The 20,313-nt window shown below is 37.9% G+C and carries 21 protein-coding genes; 19 read left to right on the forward strand and 2 right to left on the reverse strand.

Annotation, left to right across the window (positions count from 1 at the left end; all coding sequences use genetic code 11):
- Positions 1-6: 6 nt before the first annotated feature.
- The 19 genes from HMPREF9449_RS00490 to HMPREF9449_RS00580 all read left to right on the forward strand — a co-directional run bounded on the left by HMPREF9449_RS00490 (position 7) and on the right by HMPREF9449_RS00580 (position 17,785).
- Positions 7-1,011, forward strand: coding sequence for a polysialyltransferase family glycosyltransferase (locus HMPREF9449_RS00490; protein WP_009135255.1), 1,005 nt, complete (start codon positions 7-9; stop codon positions 1,009-1,011).
- A 4-nt stretch (positions 1,012-1,015) separates the two neighbouring features.
- Complete coding sequence (locus tag HMPREF9449_RS00495) at positions 1,016-2,290, forward strand: lipopolysaccharide biosynthesis protein (protein WP_009135256.1); 1,275 nt, start codon at positions 1,016-1,018, stop codon at positions 2,288-2,290.
- Between the two features lie 8 nt (positions 2,291-2,298).
- Entirely contained in the window at positions 2,299-3,495 is a 1,197-nt protein-coding gene (locus HMPREF9449_RS00500; protein WP_009135257.1) for a hypothetical protein, read from the forward strand.
- A 136-nt stretch (positions 3,496-3,631) separates the two neighbouring features.
- On the forward strand, positions 3,632-4,753 hold the full coding sequence (locus HMPREF9449_RS00505) for a hypothetical protein (RefSeq protein ID WP_009135258.1): 1,122 nt from the start codon (positions 3,632-3,634) through the stop codon (positions 4,751-4,753).
- Positions 4,750-5,880: a hypothetical protein gene (locus HMPREF9449_RS00510; RefSeq protein WP_009135259.1), complete on the forward strand. Its 1,131-nt coding sequence runs from the start codon at positions 4,750-4,752 to the stop codon at positions 5,878-5,880. Before HMPREF9449_RS00505 ends, HMPREF9449_RS00510 begins: the two co-directional genes overlap by 4 nt.
- Positions 5,877-6,959: a glycosyltransferase gene (locus HMPREF9449_RS00515; protein WP_009135260.1), complete on the forward strand. Its 1,083-nt coding sequence runs from the start codon at positions 5,877-5,879 to the stop codon at positions 6,957-6,959. The genes HMPREF9449_RS00510 and HMPREF9449_RS00515 overlap by 4 nt, the downstream gene beginning before the upstream one ends.
- Positions 6,956-7,870, forward strand: a complete 915-nt coding sequence (locus tag HMPREF9449_RS00520) for a glycosyltransferase (RefSeq protein WP_050810382.1) — start codon at positions 6,956-6,958, stop codon at positions 7,868-7,870. The genes HMPREF9449_RS00515 and HMPREF9449_RS00520 overlap by 4 nt, the downstream gene beginning before the upstream one ends.
- A 188-nt stretch (positions 7,871-8,058) precedes the next feature.
- The gene (locus HMPREF9449_RS00525) at positions 8,059-9,189 is read left to right on the forward strand and encodes a glycosyltransferase family 4 protein (RefSeq protein ID WP_009135262.1); all 1,131 of its coding nucleotides are present in this window, start codon (positions 8,059-8,061) and stop codon (positions 9,187-9,189) included.
- Positions 9,190-9,199: 10 nt separating this feature from the next.
- Positions 9,200-9,814: a sugar transferase gene (locus HMPREF9449_RS00530; protein WP_009135263.1), complete on the forward strand. Its 615-nt coding sequence runs from the start codon at positions 9,200-9,202 to the stop codon at positions 9,812-9,814.
- Between the two features lie 8 nt (positions 9,815-9,822).
- The gene (locus tag HMPREF9449_RS00535) at positions 9,823-10,455 is read left to right on the forward strand and encodes an acetyltransferase (RefSeq protein WP_009135264.1); all 633 of its coding nucleotides are present in this window, start codon (positions 9,823-9,825) and stop codon (positions 10,453-10,455) included.
- A complete protein-coding gene (locus tag HMPREF9449_RS00540; protein WP_198010596.1) occupies positions 10,455-11,579 on the forward strand; it encodes a 3-oxoacyl-ACP synthase III family protein in 1,125 nt (374 codons plus the stop codon). The genes HMPREF9449_RS00535 and HMPREF9449_RS00540 overlap by 1 nt, the downstream gene beginning before the upstream one ends.
- On the forward strand, positions 11,576-13,096 hold the full coding sequence (locus HMPREF9449_RS00545) for an amino acid adenylation domain-containing protein (protein WP_009135266.1): 1,521 nt from the start codon (positions 11,576-11,578) through the stop codon (positions 13,094-13,096). Before HMPREF9449_RS00540 ends, HMPREF9449_RS00545 begins: the two co-directional genes overlap by 4 nt.
- On the forward strand, positions 13,086-13,892 hold the full coding sequence (locus tag HMPREF9449_RS00550; RefSeq protein WP_009135267.1) for a GNAT family N-acetyltransferase: 807 nt from the start codon (positions 13,086-13,088) through the stop codon (positions 13,890-13,892). Before HMPREF9449_RS00545 ends, HMPREF9449_RS00550 begins: the two co-directional genes overlap by 11 nt.
- 15 nt (positions 13,893-13,907) lie before the next feature.
- On the forward strand, positions 13,908-14,132 hold the full coding sequence (locus HMPREF9449_RS00555; protein WP_009135268.1) for an acyl carrier protein: 225 nt from the start codon (positions 13,908-13,910) through the stop codon (positions 14,130-14,132).
- 2 nt (positions 14,133-14,134) lie between these two features.
- Positions 14,135-14,878 carry an SDR family NAD(P)-dependent oxidoreductase gene (locus tag HMPREF9449_RS00560; RefSeq protein ID WP_009135269.1) on the forward strand — a complete coding sequence of 248 codons (744 nt, stop codon included), beginning with the start codon at positions 14,135-14,137 and terminating at the stop codon, positions 14,876-14,878.
- Positions 14,875-15,636, forward strand: coding sequence for an SDR family NAD(P)-dependent oxidoreductase (locus HMPREF9449_RS00565; protein WP_009135270.1), 762 nt, complete (start codon positions 14,875-14,877; stop codon positions 15,634-15,636). Before HMPREF9449_RS00560 ends, HMPREF9449_RS00565 begins: the two co-directional genes overlap by 4 nt.
- Before the next feature lie 24 nt (positions 15,637-15,660).
- Entirely contained in the window at positions 15,661-15,879 is a 219-nt protein-coding gene (locus tag HMPREF9449_RS00570) for an acyl carrier protein (protein WP_009135271.1), read from the forward strand.
- Entirely contained in the window at positions 15,879-16,478 is a 600-nt protein-coding gene (locus tag HMPREF9449_RS00575; protein ID WP_009135272.1) for an MBL fold metallo-hydrolase, read from the forward strand. The genes HMPREF9449_RS00570 and HMPREF9449_RS00575 overlap by 1 nt, the downstream gene beginning before the upstream one ends.
- A gap of 62 nt (positions 16,479-16,540) precedes the next feature.
- Positions 16,541-17,785 (forward strand): DegT/DnrJ/EryC1/StrS family aminotransferase, encoded by a 1,245-nt coding sequence (locus HMPREF9449_RS00580; protein ID WP_009135273.1) that lies wholly within the window; start codon positions 16,541-16,543, stop codon positions 17,783-17,785.
- Positions 17,786-18,105: 320 nt separating this feature from the next.
- Here HMPREF9449_RS00580 and HMPREF9449_RS00585 read toward each other — a convergent pair whose 3' ends face one another.
- Both HMPREF9449_RS00585 and mnmE read right to left on the reverse strand, forming a co-directional pair.
- Positions 18,106-18,567: a helix-turn-helix domain-containing protein gene (locus tag HMPREF9449_RS00585; RefSeq protein ID WP_009135274.1), complete on the reverse strand. Its 462-nt coding sequence runs from the start codon at positions 18,565-18,567 to the stop codon at positions 18,106-18,108.
- A gap of 303 nt (positions 18,568-18,870) precedes the next feature.
- A complete protein-coding gene (mnmE, locus tag HMPREF9449_RS00590) occupies positions 18,871-20,265 on the reverse strand; it encodes a tRNA uridine-5-carboxymethylaminomethyl(34) synthesis GTPase MnmE (protein ID WP_009135275.1) in 1,395 nt (464 codons plus the stop codon).
- Between the last annotated feature and the right edge of the window lie 48 nt (positions 20,266-20,313).

Raw genomic sequence — 20,313 nt, forward strand, 5'->3', positions numbered from 1 at the left:
GCATATATGAATAATATTTTTCTAGTACACACAGAGTATCACCTCTTAACGACATTCCGAGTCATCTTTGACAAATACAAAGATGATAATAATTTTATCTATATTGCTTCAGAGCACAGAATACAAGGCGAGATTAAATCAAGCTTGCCTAATGTACATACTAGGCGTCTTCCCCATATAAACTATGGTGTTTATTCCACGCTAAAAGAATTTGAGATATTAAACCCTAAAAATTTCTTTTTCTTTCAAGACAATAGCTCTGATAATATTTATTTATCTTATCATTTAAACAAGCTAAACGTTAATGTCGCATTAGTGCAAGATGGGCTAAAACCTTATCCAATATGGCATAGAAGGTTCCTGCTATTAAATTGTTTGAAAGAAACATTTGAGTTTTATAAGCAAATGTTTAGAAGATGGGCTGTTATTCCTACATTATTCATTAAAAGTTACAAATATGGGAAATTACGTTTTATAAATCAACTATGGGTTGACTATCCCAATAAACTACCATACATTCCCAACAAAAAGGAAATTATCCCTATCCCACTATTAAATGATGATGTGGTCATTGAGGTTAGTAGAATATTTAAATTTAAACCATCAGTACCTTTAAATAATATTATATTGTATATTGGGCAGCCTATAAGAAGCAAGTTGCTGAGAAAAAGGGAAATAAAAATAATTAAAGAAATAATCTCTAATAATCAAGATAAACCATTTTTATTTAAAAAGCATCCCAATATTTCACAAGAACAACTTTCATTATATGATGAAATTGCCGGTTTTTCCTATTTAGAGGATATCGTTCCTGCAGAGTTAATTATAGCTTCTATGAAAGACTCAATAATTGTTAGTCGCTATTCTACTGCACTAATTACAAATAATCCTAATTGTCGCTTCTATTGGACACATAGATTATATAACAATGTTGAGGTGCTATCTCAATTGGAAATTATTAACCCGACTTCACATATTACAGAAGTAAATGATATTGCAGAAATTAAGTAGTGTCATGAATATTCGGAAATATATAAAAAATAATTCTATTATAAAGACAGGGGCCACATATAGCTTTTGGGCCACCTTAAAGTCCCTATCTACAACTGCTGTTGGAATTGCAGTTATGCTTTGGTTAACACCTCTTGAATTAGGCAAATGGAATACTGTCTCTATATTTTTAGCATATGCGCCATTTCTCCAACTGGGAATTCAAAGTGGATTGAATATAGAGTTGCCTGTCAAATTAGGCGGTGGGAAACAAGACGATGCTGAAACCTTAATTGCGAATGGATATGGATATGCGATTATTATATCGATAATTATTGGAATAATAGGGTTAATAACTGCTATCGTGTATGGTATTTCTGGCAATATTGATATTTTAGCAGGGATTTTAACTATCACTTTAGTCGCTATTTGTTCTTCCTTTCAATTACATTTTATTGCTCGTTTTAGATCAGCTAAAGCTTTTGATGCATTATCAACCATATTTAAAATAGAAATTCCTTTTATACTCTTATGCACCATTTTTGTATATCTATACCATTACTGGGGGATATTATTATACAACATTATTATTAACTTGTTTAATGTGGTATTAATGCTTAAGTATGCTCCGTTTAAACATATTAAACCTTGTATCAAAAAACTTACAATAATGCATATGGGCAAAATTGGTATAGCATTGATGGTTTTAGTCCAATTGAGAACAGCGGCACAAACCTTGCCTCGATGGATAATCATTTTTAGAGGAGGGGTTGAAAAATTGGGTTTGTTCACTCCCGCAACAGCAATTCAAAGTTTAATTTGTTTAATTCCATCTCAAGTCGCCCAATTTTTTCATCCGCAAATGGGATATTTATATGGTAAAACAGGACTTGCAAAGTCTATGTGGAACCCAGTAAAAAAGATGGTTGTATTATTACCTATTGTGTCATTGCCTATTGCTGTTTTTATATGGATTCTATCGCCATGGTTGTTAGACACCTTTTTCCCAAATTATGTAGAAGCATTATGGCCAATGAGAATTATGGCTATTGCATTTATTTTTACAAGTTCTGCAACTACTTCATGGATTCTAAATACACTTAAAGCATTTCGTTACTCATATATATATGCAATTATAGACTTTGCCGGATGTTTTGTATATCCACTTATTATGACATATATACTGCCATATAATGTATTAACTTCAGTAACAATAGGATTAGCGATAAATAGCATTATAAGCTATATAATTAACATTTTAATTTTAAGACATGTTTTACATATGTCAAAATATAATTAATAAGGCATATGATTTTCCTTTTATCGCTCTTATGGCCAATGGGAGCTTACATATATTCATTAAGAGATGTAAGGACAAAAGGCTTTGTTGTTGCCAGTTTATTTATGGCTATAATGCTTGGTCTAACAGTTGAAGTCTATGCTTTTAGTGGTTACAACTCTGATATTATTCGTAACTTACAGCGAGCAGCAGATGCTCAATACTACACATGGATACAAATATTCCTTGAAAAAGATTTCTTTTTGAGTGTTTCAGGGAAGTTATTATGTATGATTAGCGATAATCTTCGCTTCTTGGCTGTATGTTATTATATCCTCTACACGATATTGTTTTTATTAGGTTTTAGAATCATAATACAAAAATACGAGCAACATAGAGTTCCTAAATATTTCATATATGCCTTATTCCTAATTACACCATTTACATTCTTTAATAGCCTTCGATTTGCATTTGGAACTTTTTATTTTATTTGGTGTATGCTGGAAATTTTCTTTAATCAACGGAAATTATTTTATGGATTGATACTGTTAACTCTAATATTCCATTTTAGTTTTTTTATTTTGTTACCATTACCATTTCTGTACTTTTATCTAAAAAATAAGATAAAAATAGTATGGTGTATTTTCATAATGTCTCTGATATTTCAGACAGCTTCAACATCTACTATGATAAATAAGTTCGCAGAGAATAATTTAAGTAAGTCAGTCTCTAGTACTGTGTCGATATACGCTTCCGAGGATGGACGCGAAACTATGATAGCAAATTATGAAGACGCATCTAAAAAAGGCAATGACAATCGTAAGGTATCTAGATTTTTGGTTGACGTCAGAGCTTACGTTATTATGAGCGGAGTAGTACTTCTCTCTCTTTTGCTATATAGAAAAAACCATAAAGACAAGAAAGCGACATCTTACTTTACTCTTATTATTTTGTTATTTTCATTAGCTAATATTGTGGCGAGTGCTAGTAATGGTGAACGATTTTATCATGTGACAAGTCTTTTTTCCCTATACATGTTATTTGCATTTCTTATGGAAGATGGAGCAATAAAAATATATCATAAATACAAATACATCTTTAACACTTTATTTATAGTTGGTATACTCTATGGTGTGGTATTTATATATATTAGTCGTATCGGTTATTCATTTATTGAATTATTTTTTAGCAATGTGATTTTTACAGTGATAGGAAATATAATATGATTTTTTTATAAAATCCTTATTTACAACGGCTATTATAGCGAACAAAAGTTTTTAGAAACGGGGCTCTTGATTAAAATTTATATTAAAACAATCTATGTAAAAGCCTTACAATAAGAAGCATGAAATAATATATAAAATGAACTTCAAAAGAATCCTTGCCAAAAATTATATAAACGCAATAGGGTGGCGTACAAATAAACGCTATGTACTTATTGAGAGCGACGATTGGGGTAGTATCCGCATGCCCAGCAAGAAAGTGTATGACCTTTTGCTAAGCAAAGGCATTCATGTTGATAAAGATTATTTTGACCAATATGACTCTTTGGAATCTACGGATGATTTAACCGCATTGTTTGAAGTCCTTACCGGTGTAAAAGATAGTCTTGGACATCCTGCTGTCATAACTCCATTGGCTGTCTCTGCCAACCCCAATTTTGAATTAATAGAACAGAAGCAAAAAAAGGAATATATCTATGAACCGATAACAGAAACCTATAAAAGACATAGTCATACTGAAAAATCACACGATTTAATTCTACAAGGTATAGCAAACGGAATATACAAGCCTCAATTCCATGGACGAGAGCATCTTCATGTAAAAAGATGGATGGAGGCAATCAATTCGTATTCTTTCAAGGAGCAATTAGCCTACGATAACCAATGTTTGATTATTTCAAGAGAAGAGATGGCTTACACCCCTGTTCATCAGACCTATTTCCCCGCTTTCGCGTATGATCATATTGAGGAGTTAGATGATTTAAATTTGATCATAGAAGATGGGACAGCTCTATTTGAAAAAGTATATGGTTATAAGGCTTCTTCCATTTGTCCTCCATGCGGAGTTGTCAATAGTCAAATTTTAGAAGTTGCATCGAGGCATGGAATTAAAGGCTTGCAAGCCGGTCAACATTTTGTTCCTCAAAAAGATGGAACAATAAAAATCATCAATAAAAAATGGGGGGATATGAGCGCAACTCACCAAATATATTGGCGCAGGAATTGCACCTTCGAGCCCTCTAAAAATCATGATTTGGATTGGGTAGACCTGTGCCTGAAGGAAATTAATATCGCTTTTCGCTGGGGGAAGCCTGCCACTATAAATTCTCATCGGGTAAATTATATCGGTTCTATATTCCCCAAGAATCGAGATAAAACATTAAAGCAACTATCATTGTTATTGAAAACTATTGTGAAAAAATGGCCCGATGTCGAATTTATTGACAGCGAAAAACTTTACAATATATTGAGTTCAAAATGATTTCAACCGCAAAACATTATCTGTCACAAATTCTCGGATGGCACACATCTCGACGCATTATCGTTATCGAAAGTGACGACTGGGGAAGTATAAGAATGCCCTCTAGAGAGGTGTATCAAGACCTCTTAAGCCGAGGAATACATGTCGATAATTGCGCATTCTCAAGATATGATTCTTTAGAAACCGAAGATGACCTTTCTGCCCTATTTGATGTATTAGCCAGTACAAATGACTCAAACGGGAATAGTGTGGTTATGACAGCCAATAGTGTAGTGGCAAATCCAGACTTTAAACGCATTAGTGAAGAACGGATGTCAGGGTACTTCTATGAACCTGTAACCGTAACTTATAAAAATTATCCCGGTTGCGAGCATAGCTACGAATTGATTCAGCAAGGAATAACCCAAGGAGTTTGGAGGCCCCAGTTCCATGGGCGAGAACACCTTAACGGTTATCAATGGATAAAGGCTCTTCAAGCCGAAGATGAGATTACCACGCTGTCATTCCATCAAAAACATTTTGGATTAACCAAGGAGGCATCATCCAAGGTAAAAACCCGGTACATGGATGCTTTTGCAAATTATGCCACCGATAGCCTCGAAGAAGAGCGGCTGTCCATTATAGATGGAACAAGGTTATTTAAAGAGCTTTACGGCTATGAATCTGAGTCTTTTATAGCGCCTTGCTATACCTGGCGTAATGAGTTGGAAGAGACCTTGGCTTCTGTTGGAGTAAAATATATACAAGGCTTAGCCTATCAACAACTTCCTTACAAAGATAGTCCCGTTCAATGTAAAAGCGTCTATCACTATTTAGGAGAGAAAAATTCGCACGGGCAAAGGTATTTGATTCGAAACGCCTTCTTTGAGCCATATAAGGGCGATGCGATAGATTGGGTCGATGAATGCCTAAGTAGAATTAATATCGCATTTAAATGCCATAAACCAGCGATAATAAGTACTCATCGCTTGAATTTTATAGGGACGCTCGATAAACAATACCGAGACAATAATCTCTTCAAATTTAAAACTCTTCTTTCCCGTATTGTCAAAAAATGGCCAGATGTCGAATTTATGTCAAGTGACACTTTAGGGCAAATTATCAGTAATCATAACATACCCCAATGAATACCAAAAATATCTGTATCATAGCCCCCTCTCGCCAAATGGGAGGGATTGAACGCGCACTCTCTATTTTATCGGCTCATTTTGTAAAAAGAGGCCATAAAGTCACTTATATCTCATGCCGGGCAGGAAACCATTTTTATGAATTGGACTCCAAAGTCGTATACTTGGAACCGCCTTTCCCTCACACGACAAAACCAATAAAAAAAACTATAAGCTATTATAAGACTATCCGATTTATCCGCCACCAATTAAAACAAATAAAGCCCGATACTATCATGGTATTTGGCGATATTATTAATCCCATTGCCCTTATTGCCAATAAAAATCTTGGATACCCCATTTACATATCAGACCAAATCAGTCCAAAGCAGAACCTGGGCTTCTTCAAGAATTTTATGAAAAAAATCACTTACCGTAGTGCAACCGGCATTATCGCTCAATCTCAGATGGCCGCAGATTACAAAACTCAAGTATTTGGCAATAATCTCAACATGGTCATTATTCCCAACTCTTTAAGAGACATATCGAGTTATTCCAATGTAAGAAAAAAAAATTGGGTCATTGGTGTTGGGCGATTGTCTACTGAAAAAGGATTTGACCGATTAATAGAAGCATATTCAAAAATTGAAAACCATGATAATTGGCAGTTGATTCTTGTGGGCGATGGCCCAGAACGGGAAAATCTTCAAAATCAAGTTTATAAGTTAGGGCTATCAGATAAAGTTAAATTCTTGGGGCAGCGAAATGATGTAGACGCCCTATTGGCTGAAAGTAAAATCTTTGTTATTCCATCTCGATGTGAGGGATTTCCCAATGCCTTGTGCGAAGCCATGGCATCCCCGCTTCCTTGTATATCTTTTGACAGCATTTCGGCGTCAGATATTATCGAGAACCGAAAAAGTGGTGTGGTCATCCCCGATGGTGATATAGAGGCTCTCGCTCAAGAAATTACAATTCTCATGGACAATGAGGCATTGAGAAACACTTATGCACAGAATGCAGAAAGCATCAGAGAACGATTGGATAAGGATAGAATAGGAGATTTGTTCTTGAACTTTATTTTGAGCGATAAGATATGATGAATCGATGGTATCAGTTATATTTTGCATTGGCAGATGATAATAAATTTGGTTTATTAGGCAAAGCTGTTAACCGAATTGTCGCAAGAATTGTTAAAGCAAAATTAGAGAGACAATTGCCTATTTATTATTTACACCATCCTCTTGATTGCGGAATTAATACAATAGAGCAACGAGAGAGAAAATTAATTTGCTCATTAACCTCTTTCCCCGCAAGAATCGATGAGGTGTGGAAAAGTATAGAAACTATATTTCGTCAAACCTATAAAGCCGATGAAATTATATTGTGGTTAGCTACTTCACAATTCTCCGACAAAAAACTTCCTGAATCGGTAGTTCAATTACAAAAGCGAGGATTAACCATCAGATGGTGCAATGAAGACCTACGTTCTCACAAAAAGTATTATTATGCACTTCAAGAATTTAAGGATGTAGATATTGTGCTCTTGGATGATGACTTGTATTATCCTGATAAATTGCTCGAGAATCTACACATAATGGCACAAAGAAATCCCCAATGTATTTGTGCTACTCGCGTGCATAAGATGACTTATCATGGAGCATCTCTCAATCCTTATCGACAGTGGATACATAATTATAATAAAGCTCAGATGGAATCAGACGAGCTGTTTTTCACATCTGGAGCCGGGACTCTAATCCCGGCGGGTATTATGCCTCAAGATACATTTAACAAGGATGTCTTTAGAGAAATCTGTTTTTTCGCCGATGACGTGTGGTTGAACTTTCAAGCGCGAAAGGGAGGTGTGAAAGTTATAAGCAACAACTTTTACAACAAAGATGAAATCTGCATTGGTAATACACAGCAGGAAAAATTGATTGCACTCAATGGTTCAGAGGGAGGCAATGACAAACAAATAAATGCTGTAATCAATTATCTTAAAAACATATAAAAGAGTCACTGTAAATACGATAAAAAAGCTCAATTAACAATGAAGCTATTACAAATAATAGTGTTATAGGACGATGTGCTTTGGTCTCCAAAAAATTGAGCAAGAGAATGTTATTATTGCCGGCATACCGGCAACAATAACCAAAATAAACCTTGATTGGTCAAGAGAAAAATTATAAAATAATAAATATGAAAAAACTATTTGTAGGAATCACTGTCCCGGGAAGCATTGGCCTACTGAAAGGGCAAATGCAATATTTTAAAAATAAGGGGTATGATACTTACCTGCTGACACAACACAATGATAAATCGCTATCATATTGTGACCATGAGGGATGCAAGCCTCTTCCTGTGGAAATTGCGCGCAATATCTCATTAATGCAGGATCTTAAAACCCTCTTTGCTTTAATCAGATTGTTCCGAAAAGAGAGACCCGATATAGTCAATGTGGGAACTCCCAAAATGGGTATGCTAGGTATGTTGGCCGCTTGGTTGACTCGTGTCCCCAATAGAATTTATACTTGTCGCGGATTTCGTTACGAGCACGAACAAGGGATCTTAAAACGCATACTGATGTTTTGTGAATGGTTGTCGGGCGCTTGTGCTCAACGCATTATATGTATTAGCCCCTCTGTTCAGAATTTAGGAATAAAAGACAAATTGTTTAATAAAAACAAGTGTGTCGTAATCAATAAAGGAAGCAGCAACGGTATTGATGCGGATTATTTCAACAGGAAGAATGTTCCTGTCTCAGAAACAGAACAATTAAAAAAAGCTCTCAAAATAGATGGTTGTTTTGTATACGGCTTCTTAGGAAGGGTTGTTGATAGAAAAGGAATATCAGAGTTGTTCACCGCATTTAATCAAGTTTATGAGAGGGATAACAATTGCCGTTTATTAATTGTAGGCCCATGGGAGTTTGAACAAATTAAGGATAAATCTCTCTACAACAGAATGGAATCTCATCCTGGTGTTGTCATGCCTGGGAGAACAGACAATGTGCCATTATATCTTTCTATAATGGATACTTTTACCTTACCGGCTTGGTGGGAAGGTTTTGGCAATGTCGTAGTTCAAGCCGCAAATATGGGATTGCCTATTATAGGTTCCACGGGAACAGGAGTTTGCGATGCCGTCTGTGACGGGTTTAATGGTATTAATGTGGAGCCAAAGAATGTAGAAGCATTGTACAATGTGATGATTCGTATGAAAGAAGATAAAGAATTAAGAGAACGACTGGCTACTAATGGCCCCATTTGGGGACAAAACTTCAAGAGTGAAATAATTTGGGAAGGTATGGATAAATTGTATCAGGCATAAATGAATAAATATGTATAAACATTTCTTTAAACGTATCATTGATTTTATAATTGTATTAAGTGCTCTATTGATTATTTGGCCCTTCTTGCTAATCATCACTATTTGGTTGTATTTCGCCAATAAAGGCGCAGGAGCATTTTTCACTCAAGAACGCCCCGGTAAAGATGGAAAGATATTCAAGGTTATTAAATTTAAGTCAATGACCGATGAGCGGGATGCGAATGGGAAATTACTACCCGATGCACAGCGATTGACAAAGGTCGGTAAATTTGTGCGTAGCACTTCTCTTGATGAACTGCCGCAACTGTTCAATGTATTAAAAGGAGATATGGCCCTCATTGGCCCCCGCCCTTTGTTAGTGCAATATTTACCCTTATATAATAAGGAGCAGGCTCGCCGTCATGAAGTTCGCCCGGGAATCACTGGCTGGGCGCAAATTAATGGACGTAATACGATTAGTTGGACTGAAAAGTTCAAACTTGATGTGTGGTATGTTGATCACTGTACATTTTGGACAGACATTAAAGTGATTTTTATAACTATTAAAAAGGTAATCTGTCGCTCAGATATTAATAGCCAGACAGGAAAATCTGCGACAATGCCCACGTTTACAGGAAATAATTAATTTGCTTTATGAAAGATATTATTATTTTAGGCGCCAATGGATTTGGCAGGGAAGTTTTACAGTGGATAAAGGATATTAATGCAGTAAAACCAACTTGGAATATCAAGGGCTTCTTGGATGACAACTTGAATGCACTTGAGGGTTATCCTTGTGATTATAGGTTACTTGGGACAATAAAGGATTGGAGTCCCTCAGAAAATGAGGAGTTCGTGTTTGCTATAGCCTCCCCGAAGGTAAAAGAGTTATTGGCTTCAATCCTAAAATCAAAAGGGGCCAAATTTGCTCATGTTGTTCATCCCACTTCTATTATTGGGGAGTTCTGCAAAATTGGAGAGGGGCTTGTCGTAACCCCTCGAGCTAAAATCTCTCCAAATGTAAAGATTGGAAACTTTGTCACTATATTAGGTTGCGGTATAGGACATGATGCTGAAATTGGAGACTTTACGACGATATGCGGGAACTGCGCCATCAATGGACACTGCAAATTGGGAGAACGTGTCTTTGTTGCAACAAGTGCTGTAGTTGCTCCATCCCGAAGAATTGGAGATGATGCGTATATTGCAATGGGGAGTATGGTTATGACACACGTGAAGTCCAATACCAAAGTTATGGGAAATCCTGCAAAAAGGATTGATTTTTAATGAATAAACAAATGGCATTTTTCAGTTTTAATAATATCAGAGTTACCGGTGTTGCGTGCGCAGTACCGAGTAATGAAATAAAAACAGAGAGCTATAAACCTCTGTTTGGAGACGAAGAAGTAGAAAAATTTATGGAAATGACCGGTGTACGAGCATCGCACAGAACATCGGAACATCAAACCTGTTCAGACTTAGGTTACCGTGCGGTAAAAGAACTTCTGGAGAAAAAAGGAATAGATCCAAAAGAAATAGGAGCTTTACTCTTTGTATCTCATAGCCCTGACTATCGCCGTCCTTCTACAGCCTTTGTCCTTCAATATCGTCTTGGGCTTCCTAAAGAGGCTGTATGCTATGACATCAGTTTGGGATGTTCGTCATTAGTTGTAGGGATGCAAAATGCAGCCTCAATCATGAATACCGGTGATATCCAAAAAGCATTGGTCATTGTGGGAGATACTGCCGGGAAATCGGTCTATCCTACAGACAGAAGTTCCGCTATGCTTTTTGGTGAAGCTGGCGCTGTAATGTTGTTAGAAAAAAGCGAGAATGAAAATGATGTAATAAATGCTTTAGTGCGTAGTGATGGCTCTGGTTACCGATATATGATTGTTCCCGGAGGCGGTTATCGAAACTTGCATGCCAGTGAAGAAGCGGTAATGTGTGAAGATGGCAACGAACGCACCTTAATGAATAGTTTCATTCAAGGAACATCGGTATTTACCTTTACAATCTTTGATGTTCCCCGATTGATAAAAGATTTCTTTGCCAAAACAGAAACTACTCCGGATTCATACGATTGTTTTGCTTTTCATCAAGCCAATCTCTATATTTTGAAACAAATTGCAAAGAAAACAAAAATCGACTTTGAACGTATGCCTATCACGCTCGATCGTTATGGCAATACCTCTGGAGCCTCTGCGATAGTTTCGCTTTGCGATAAATATGGCAATGACACAAAGGACAAAACCATCAAGGTAATGGCCTGCGGTTTCGGCATTGGTATTTCATTAGGAGCCACTTCTTTTGAAATCAATACCAATGACATACTTCCTATCTTTGAAGATGATGAAATATTTGAAGAAGGATTAATTACAAATCCTAACCAATTATACGAAAAGAAATGATTACGAATATTCTTACATATCTAGACCAGAATGCCATACGCTTTGCCGATAAGGTGGCAATTGCCGACGATAGGAATTCGTTGACATTCGCCCAATGGAAACAACAAGCAGAGGCCATTGGTTCTGTATTGGGAGAAACAATTAACAAGCAAATGCGTAGACCAGTGCTTGTTTTTGTTGACCGCCGAATTGAAGGATTAGTCGGTTTTATGGGGGTAGTGGAAAGTGGAAATTTCTATGTTCCTATCGATTGTAAAATGCCCGACCAACGCGTCAAGCTAATCCACGATGTTTTAAATCCTGTCGCAGCCATCACTACCACTACTGCCGATGAAAAAATATTGGATTTGATTGATTTCCAAGGGATCCGGATCCAATATACCGAAGCTATCAAACATGATATAAACAAGGAGTACCTTGACGAAATTCGTTCCAAAGTAATTGACACCGACCCTCTTTACTCAATATTTACCAGTGGCTCAACCGGTGTACCTAAGGGGGTTGTTATCAGTCAGCGAGGAGCCATAGACTTAACCGAATGGTTAGTAAACACTTTTGAATTTGACGAGACCGATTCTCTTGGAAATCAAACTCCGTTCTATTTTGACGGGTCTGTAAAAGATATCTATATCTGCTTAAAATCCGGAGCAACGCTAAATGTTATTGCCAAGAAATATTTCACGTTCACAAAGTTGTTGATGCAATTCCTTAACGAACGGAAGGTTACAACAATCATGTGGGCAACATCGGCGATTGTACTTGTGGGTAATAGTAACATATTGGACGATAATATTCCTCACTATGTGAAACGAGTGTTTTTTGCCGGAGAAGCTATGCCGGCCAAGCAATTAAAGGTATGGATGGCTAAATTGCCCAATGCTAAGTACATTAACCTCTATGGTCCCACGGAAATAACCGTTGATTGCACCTACTATGTGGTAAACCGCGAATTTAATGATGATGAATATATCCCTATTGGAAATGCTTGCCATAACATGGAGATATTGGTATTCAACGATAACGACCAATTGGTAACAGTAAGTGAACCAGGTGAATTGTGCGTAAGAGGCACAGGCGTAGCTTTAGGTTATTACAATAACGAGGCTAAAACAAAAGAAGTATTTGTTCAAAATCCTCTTCACAATCTCTACGATGACAAAATTTATCGCACAGGAGACATCGTAAAATATAACGAATTTGGGGAAATCGAATTTGTATCGCGTAAAGACTTCCAAGTAAAGCACATGGGACACCGTATTGAATTAGGTGAAATAGAAGTAGCCATCAATGCTATTGACGACATCTCAAATGCGGCTTGCGTGTTTATCCAAGAAAAAGATCATATTGTTCTCTACTACACAACAAATTCGGGAAATGAATTAGATATTATCAATCTCGTGAAAGATAAATTACCAAAGTATATGTTCCCCAACGAGGTATACCATTTAACAGCCATGCCATACAACATGAATGGAAAAATTGACCGGATCCAATTAAAGAAAGAATATGATATTTAACAAGGTTGAAACAATAGAACGCTATCAACAGATTATTGAACGATACTATTCCAAAAACGGTGTGTCCAATGATTACCTGCAACGAGACGCCGAAACTCTGATAAAAAAAGGAGAGTTGCTTGAATGTTGTGAAGAGAACAATGCTTATCTCTTAGTAAAGAAAACTGTTGGACACAGAATGTACTACTATATTAATGATTTCAATACGATTCCCAATTGTTCAAATATAAAAGATGTGGTCGTAGAAATCTTGTATAGAGGAGAGCCATTCTATCCCCAACAAGAGATTGGGTTCTTAAAAAATGCCGGGTTTAAAGTGAATTTAACAAGAGATTTATATACAGGTATTTACAAAGACTTGGTTCCACCTATCCTTAATAAAAATATTGAAGTGCGTTATACGACAACTATGGAAGAGGTTGAATTTGCTTGCAATCTTTTCAATATATCTTTTGACACACTCAGTGGTGACTATATTTCCCAAGAAGAATATTCAACATTATTTCAGAATAAATCGATACTGATCGCCACAGATAGAAATCAGAACTTGTTAGGCGCGTTACACCAATCTTTTACAGGAAAGGTTGCATGTATCTCGCATATCGTGGTTCTTCCAGAAGCACGAGGTTACCATGTAGGACAATCGTTATTAAACAGATTTGTTGAAAACCATATGGAAACCGAAAAAAGTCGATATATGTTTTGGGTACAACAGCAAAATACCGCAGCAGTTTCCATGTACCAAAAAAAAGGATTTAAATATGCTGGCAAATCAACAATATCACTAATTAAATAACTAAATATAAATCAAATGGAAAAATTATTAGAATTATTACAGGGTATACGCCCTGATGTTGATTTTGAGAACGAGATAGCCTTAGTTGATGATGGAATTTTAGATTCAATGGATATAGTCTCTATCATCTCTGAATTGGATGACGAGTTTGACGTACAAGTAAGAATCAATGAATTAGATCCCGATAATTTCAACTCGATGGAATCTATTTGGGAATTAGTTCAAAAATTGAAAAATTAAGAATGTCTGATTTGACTTTACAAAATAAATCTGCTCTGATTATTGGAGTTCATGATAAGCTTTCGAGAATAATCGCTCGATCTATAATAAAAGAAAATGCCCATGTGACTCTAATTGGATCCGATAAATCTCTGCTGGCTGAAGAATACCCCGAAATTACTGAACCGCATCTTATTAATTTCAATATTACTGATTGCAAGAACATAGAAAAGAATCTGAAATCTCATCTGAATGACAACTTGAAATATGATGGTGTGGTATTCTGCCATACACAGAGTGATTTTAAACCATTGTCATTTGTGAAATATGATAATTTATCATCTATTGTAAATGACAACTATTTTTCATTTGTAGAGTTCATCCGGGTTCTAACTAAAATGAAAAAGATTAACAATAATGGAAGTATTGTCGCTCTTTCTTCAATTAGCAGCATTCGCGCGATGAAAGCAAAAATGGCGTTTTGCTCTTCTAAAGCGGCATTGGACGCAGCAATAAGATGCTTGGCAGTAGAGTTCGCAAATAAAAAAATAAGAGTTAATTCCATTCAAAAAGGAGAAGTGGATGTAGACTTTGAGAAAGGACATATTCAAGATGTATCGGCCATTAGAGAAGAAGGTGTATCGAATGCTTGCCTTGGAGCTTCAAGCGCTACCGAAATAGCCAATACAGTAATATTTTTATTGAGCGATGCGACACATACTTTAACTGGTCAATCAATCGTAATAGATGGAGGATATACATTATGAGACCACTGCTTAACTTCAATAATAAAAATATAATTGTTGCAGGTGTTGGAGGAATAGGTCAAGCAACAGTTTTGGAATTAGCCTCGATGGGCGCGAATATTATCATGATAGACGCAAATGAACAAGCTCTAAATGAAACAATATTTAAGTTAGGTCAAGGTAAACACTCCACACACATTTGTGACTTTTCAAAAGTCGATACAATAGAGCCCCTAATTAAGAATATTGTAAAAGAATCTGGAGCTATAGACGCTTTTGTGTATTGTGTCGGTATTGGCGCAGTTCGTCCCTTGAAGCTATCCAAATATGAGTTCATGCGCACAGTAATGGATATTAATTTCTTTTCTTTTATAGAAATGATAAGATGTATTTCCTTAAAAGGGAATTATAATCCTAAAGAGACGAATATTGTTGGAATATCAGCAATTGGCGCATTTTTAGGGAACAGCACAAAGACCGCTTATTGCGCTTCGAAAGGTGCGATGAATGCGGCAGTAAGATGTTTAGCGAAAGAATTAGCTCCAAAAAATATTCGCATCAATACAGTGGCTCCAGGAGTTACCGACACGCCAATGGCCAGAGCATCTGAAGATTATGGTTCTGAATCAGAGGAGTACAAGTCTATTTTACAAAGACAGTATTTAGGAATATGTTCTCCAAATGATATCACCAATGCTGTTGTATTTTTACTAAGTAACATGAGCAATAAGATTACAGGCTCATGTCTATCAGTTGATGGAGGTAAATTATCATCCTAAGTTTAATTAAATGTTCAAGAAATTATGACAAACGAAGAGAAAATAGCAATCCTTGAGGAGATGCTGGAATTAGAGAATGGCACATTATCAGAAGCGACAGAACTTTTGGCTATTGAAGAATATGATTCAATGGCAAAACTCTCGCTTATTGTTACTTCTGACGAGGAATTTGGGAAAAAATTATCAGGCGAGCAGATTCGCACATTCAAGACTGTTGGTGATATTCTCTCATTCTGGGGATAATGTTACAAATTAAAAAAATAATTGGTCACGTACTTTCTTCAAATAGCTATTTGCTTTTTAGAAAAGACGTGACCGATTGTTATTTAATTGACGCAGGGGATGCAAACCAGATTTTAAACGAATTACCTGATTATTTGGGAATTAAAGGGATATTCCTAACCCATGGACATTTCGACCATGTATCAGGAATAAAAAAACTAATCAATTGTTTCCCTGATTGTAAAATATATACATCGAAATATGGCAAAGAAGCATTAGGAGATACGAAGAAAAATTTATCGGCCTATCATGATCTCCCTGTCTCATATATCGGTGATAATGTGATTATAATTTCTGAAGGAGAACGCATTGAGTTATTTGATGACACATTTATCAATATACTTGAGACTCCCGGTCATTGTCAAAGCTGTCTAACATATTATACAAATCATCATATTTTTACCGGTGATAGTTATATCCCCGGGGCAAAAGTGGTAACTACGCTTCCTAAAGGGAATAAAACCCAGGCAAATATATCGTTGCAGCGAATTTTAGAGCTATCAAAAGATAGAATAATATGTGCCGGACATGATACTGATAAATGGGTGTCAATATTATAATATCTTCTAAAGATATTTTGAAGTAATTGAGTCGGGAAAAAGAGAGCAAATTAATATAATATATGGCAAACAAAAGAATTTATCTCTGTCTGGCACACATGTCGGGCGAGGAGCAGAAATTTATAAAAGAGGCGTTTGACACCAATTGGGTAGTGCCTCTGGGACCTAACGTTAATGGCTTCGAAGCCGATCTGAAAGTGTTTGTTGGCGGCGAGAACGAGGTCGTTGCCTTGTCTGCCGGTACGGCTGCGGTGCATCTTGCACTGCTCGCTTGCGGTGTCGGTCCGGGTGATGATGTCTGCGTTCAGTCGTTTACATTCTGTGCGTCAAGCCATCCGATTACCTATCTCGGAGCCACTCCCGTCTTCATTGACTCGGAGAGAGACACATGGAATATGGACCCACAACTTCTCGAAGAGGCTATTAAAGACCGTATCGCCAAGACCGGCAAAGCGCCGAAGGCAATCGTTCCTGTGGCTCTCTACGGTATGCCTTACAAGATTGACGAAATTATGGAGATAGCTAACTGCTACGGTATTCCCGTCATCGAGGACGTTGCTGAGGGATTTGGGTCGAAGTACGACGGCAAGGTACTTGGCACATTCGGCAAGTTCGGCGTTCTTTCGTTCAACGGCAACAAGATGATTACTACCTCGGGGGGTGGCGCACTGGTTTGCGCCAATGCGGAGGACAAGAACAACATCATGTGGTACGCGACGCAGGCCCGCGAGGCTTATCCGTACTATCAGCACGAGGCTATCGGCTACAACTACCGCATGTCAAATATCTGTGCCGGCATTGGTCGCGGTCAGATGACCGTAGCTCGGGAGCATATCGACCACCACAAACATGTCCAGAAACTCTACGAGAAGTTGCTTGCCGATATCCCCGGCATTAAGGTCAATAAGGCTCCCTCGGAGAAATTTGACAGCAACTACTGGCTCTGCACCATAACCATTGACGAGAGCGTCAAGGTGAAGGGTCAAGAAAAAGCGTATGCAGCAGCCATAATAAGCGCAGTAGGCGGTGCTGCGGGTGTTATTCATGTTGGTGGCGGTGTACACACCGATTGCGAGCCGAACGCGAATGTCGAGGCTCTGCGAATGGCTCTGGATGCAGTCGGCATTGAAGTTCGTCCTGTATGGAAGCCGATGCACAAACAACCTGTCTACAAGAATGCACCGGCTTATATTAACGGTGTGTCAGAATCCATTTTTAAGGTTGGTATGTGTCTTCCTGCTGGACCTTATGTGACCGATGACGATGTCAATTATATCGTTGAGCAGATCAAAGCAAATATTCTGTAGTCTGCTTAGGGGATTTTGGAAGTTCCTGTCCTTTATCCTTGTGTCGCGATGGTGCGTGAAGCGGCATGATGGCAGTTTATAATTATATAACCCCCAAATTATGACTTCAGAAGCAATAAATGTTTTTTTCAACTACTTCGTTTAGGGTTAAAAACCGCTAAAGTCGATGAGAATATACTCGTAGGCTTTCGCCGGCTAAAGAATGATATATCTAATCAAGAATGGGAGGAGATCTATAATCTTGGAGTCCGACAAGGCGTAGCAGCCATTCAATTTCATGGCTTACAAAAGCTTATCGATACGCGGATTGATTTGCCGTTTCAATTGCTGGAGCGGAGAATGAAGATGAGGTGGTTTGCACACACAATCTCCTGCATTGTATAGAACTCCGTCAGCTCACGCTTCTCCACGGGATGTACTTCATACGGTTCATTGCCCGTAAAAAGCAAATCAATGTCACCCTTGCATATGAAAATCTTGCGATTCATTCTTATACAATTCATCTTTCCAGTTATACAATAGGGGTAGACAGTTGTTCGGCTGATGCCCATCAGGTCTGCCACATCATCGCATGAAAGGTACTCTCTACTATTAATTGTAGGTTGATTAGTATTAGAATGTTTTTGCTCCTCGAGAACTTTCTCGATTTTCTCCTCTCGCTTTTGCTTCTTATAGTTACGCTGTGCGCATTGATGCGAGCAAAACTTTGTTACTGTCTTGTGTGCGATAAACTCTTTACCGCAATACTGACAGACCTTCTTAATCTGAATCATGCTGCTCATAAAAATGTATTTAAGAATATCGTTAGTGTTTATTTCTCCTTTAATTTCGCCTAGGTTGTAGACGACCTGGCGTATATTTCTTTTCGCCAATTTCGTATCACTTCGTTGCAGTTCGTTTCAGATTTACAAAATCTAAGAGACGGGAAATTTTTCCCGAGCGACGTTTGACACCGGGGTGGAAATGGGGCGGAAAAAAATGATAAAAGATGCTCACCGATGATAATCGGCGAGAATATAGAAAAAAACAAAAGTCGCTCATTTTGAGCAACTTTCTAATCATTGCTAATCGTTGGTAATCACCACTTACTTGCCGATGCAAAAGTTTTTGAATATATTTCCCAATACTTCGTCGGTGGTGATTTCGCCGGTGATTTCGCCGAGGTAGTGGAGGCATTCGCGGATGTCCTGGGAGATAAATTCGCCGCTAATGGGGGAATCGAGTCCGGAAATGACACGCTGAATGGCCGTGAGGGCATGGGAGAGAGCTTCGTAGTGGCGTATGTTGCTGACGATGACGTCTCCGGAGTTAAGGTTGTTTAGGTTGACCGTGCTGAGAAGTTCATCTATCAGTAGCTCGAGGTTTTGTCCGGTTTTGGCCGAAATGGCGATGAGTTTTTCACCGCAAGTGCAGAGTTTGATGGTTTCCAGGGTGGTCAAAGGATCTTTTACTTGGTCCGTTTTGTTTAGAATAATTAAAAGCCGGGCTTCCGGGGAAAGATGTTCCTTGACCTGACGGTAATAGTTTTCGAAAGTATCGGTTCCCCGGCTTAAGTCTGTTAATAAGAGCACCACACTGGCTTGGGCGATTTTGGCAAAAGTACGTTCGATTCCGATGTTTTCTACGGTATCTTCTGTTTTGCGAATGCCCGCTGTATCGATGAAACGGAATAGGACACCGTTTAAATTGATGGTGTCTTCAATGGCGTCGCGCGTTGTGCCAGCAATGTCTGAAACAATGGCTTTGTCTTCTCTTAAAAGGGCATTCAATAACGTACTTTTTCCTACATTGGTATTGCCCACGATAGCGACGGGAACACCGTTTTTGATCACGTTTCCCAAAGAAAAGGAACGACATAGCCGATTTAAAAGCGTTTCGATATTACTTGCGATACGCCGTAATTCGGTACGATCGGCAAATTCCACATCTTCTTCTGAAAAATCGAGTTCTAATTCCAGCAGGGAAGTAATGTGTAATAAAGCCGTCCGTAATTTTATCAATTCTCCGGAGAAACCTCCTTTCATTTGAGTCATTGCCATTTTGTGGGAAGCTGCTGAGGAGGAAACAATCAGATCGGCAACGGCTTCGGCTTGTGAAAGGTCCATTTTTCCGTTTAAAAAAGCGCGTTGAGTAAATTCGCCCGGCAGAGCTAAACGTGCTCCTGTATTTATCAGCAATTGTAAAAGACGCTGTTGGATGTATGTGGACCCGTGGCAGGAAATCTCTACAGAATCTTCTCCTGTAAAAGAATGGGGTGCCCGGAAAAGAGTGATTAAAACTTCGTCTATCAATTGCTGATCTTCGTAAATAGATCCGAAATGTACAGTATGGGAAGCACTTGCTCTTAGTTTTTTCCCGGAAGGAGAAACGAATAAGGCGTCTGCTAAATCGATACAACCTTTTCCGGATAGCCTTATGATAGCTATTGCTCCGGTTCCGGGGGCTGTGGAGATAGCACAAATGATAGATTCGTCGATCATAATTTGCTTTTTTACAAATGTAAGGTTTTCAGGTAAAAGTTGAAAATG

The organism is Odoribacter laneus YIT 12061 (genome assembly GCF_000243215.1).
In the GTDB taxonomy this organism is placed as follows: domain Bacteria; phylum Bacteroidota; class Bacteroidia; order Bacteroidales; family Marinifilaceae; genus Culturomica; species Culturomica lanea.

Excerpts from the sequence above, each read along its gene's own strand:
- HMPREF9449_RS00495 (WP_009135256.1), top strand. The coding sequence starts at position 1,016 with ATGAATATTCGGAAATATATAAAAAATAATTCTATTATAAAGACAGGG.
- HMPREF9449_RS00510 (WP_009135259.1), top strand. The coding sequence starts at position 4,750 with ATGATTTCAACCGCAAAACATTATCTGTCACAAATTCTCGGATGGCAC.
- HMPREF9449_RS00500 (WP_009135257.1), top strand. The coding sequence starts at position 2,299 with ATGATTTTCCTTTTATCGCTCTTATGGCCAATGGGAGCTTACATATAT.
- HMPREF9449_RS00560 (WP_009135269.1), top strand. The coding sequence starts at position 14,135 with ATGTCTGATTTGACTTTACAAAATAAATCTGCTCTGATTATTGGAGTT.
- HMPREF9449_RS00535 (WP_009135264.1), top strand. The coding sequence starts at position 9,823 with ATGAAAGATATTATTATTTTAGGCGCCAATGGATTTGGCAGGGAAGTT.
- HMPREF9449_RS00490 (WP_009135255.1), top strand. The coding sequence starts at position 7 with ATGAATAATATTTTTCTAGTACACACAGAGTATCACCTCTTAACGACA.
- HMPREF9449_RS00570 (WP_009135271.1), top strand. The coding sequence starts at position 15,661 with ATGACAAACGAAGAGAAAATAGCAATCCTTGAGGAGATGCTGGAATTA.
- HMPREF9449_RS00545 (WP_009135266.1), top strand. The coding sequence starts at position 11,576 with ATGATTACGAATATTCTTACATATCTAGACCAGAATGCCATACGCTTT.
- HMPREF9449_RS00575 (WP_009135272.1), top strand. The coding sequence starts at position 15,879 with ATGTTACAAATTAAAAAAATAATTGGTCACGTACTTTCTTCAAATAGC.
- HMPREF9449_RS00525 (WP_009135262.1), top strand. The coding sequence starts at position 8,059 with ATGAAAAAACTATTTGTAGGAATCACTGTCCCGGGAAGCATTGGCCTA.
- HMPREF9449_RS00565 (WP_009135270.1), top strand. The coding sequence starts at position 14,875 with ATGAGACCACTGCTTAACTTCAATAATAAAAATATAATTGTTGCAGGT.
- mnmE (WP_009135275.1), bottom strand. The coding sequence starts at position 20,265 with ATGATCGACGAATCTATCATTTGTGCTATCTCCACAGCCCCCGGAACC.
- HMPREF9449_RS00515 (WP_009135260.1), top strand. The coding sequence starts at position 5,877 with ATGAATACCAAAAATATCTGTATCATAGCCCCCTCTCGCCAAATGGGA.
- HMPREF9449_RS00530 (WP_009135263.1), top strand. The coding sequence starts at position 9,200 with ATGTATAAACATTTCTTTAAACGTATCATTGATTTTATAATTGTATTA.
- HMPREF9449_RS00520 (WP_050810382.1), top strand. The coding sequence starts at position 6,956 with ATGATGAATCGATGGTATCAGTTATATTTTGCATTGGCAGATGATAAT.
- HMPREF9449_RS00540 (WP_198010596.1), top strand. The coding sequence starts at position 10,455 with ATGAATAAACAAATGGCATTTTTCAGTTTTAATAATATCAGAGTTACC.
- HMPREF9449_RS00580 (WP_009135273.1), top strand. The coding sequence starts at position 16,541 with ATGGCAAACAAAAGAATTTATCTCTGTCTGGCACACATGTCGGGCGAG.
- HMPREF9449_RS00555 (WP_009135268.1), top strand. The coding sequence starts at position 13,908 with ATGGAAAAATTATTAGAATTATTACAGGGTATACGCCCTGATGTTGAT.
- HMPREF9449_RS00550 (WP_009135267.1), top strand. The coding sequence starts at position 13,086 with ATGATATTTAACAAGGTTGAAACAATAGAACGCTATCAACAGATTATT.
- HMPREF9449_RS00585 (WP_009135274.1), bottom strand. The coding sequence starts at position 18,567 with ATGAGCAGCATGATTCAGATTAAGAAGGTCTGTCAGTATTGCGGTAAA.
- HMPREF9449_RS00505 (WP_009135258.1), top strand. The coding sequence starts at position 3,632 with ATGAACTTCAAAAGAATCCTTGCCAAAAATTATATAAACGCAATAGGG.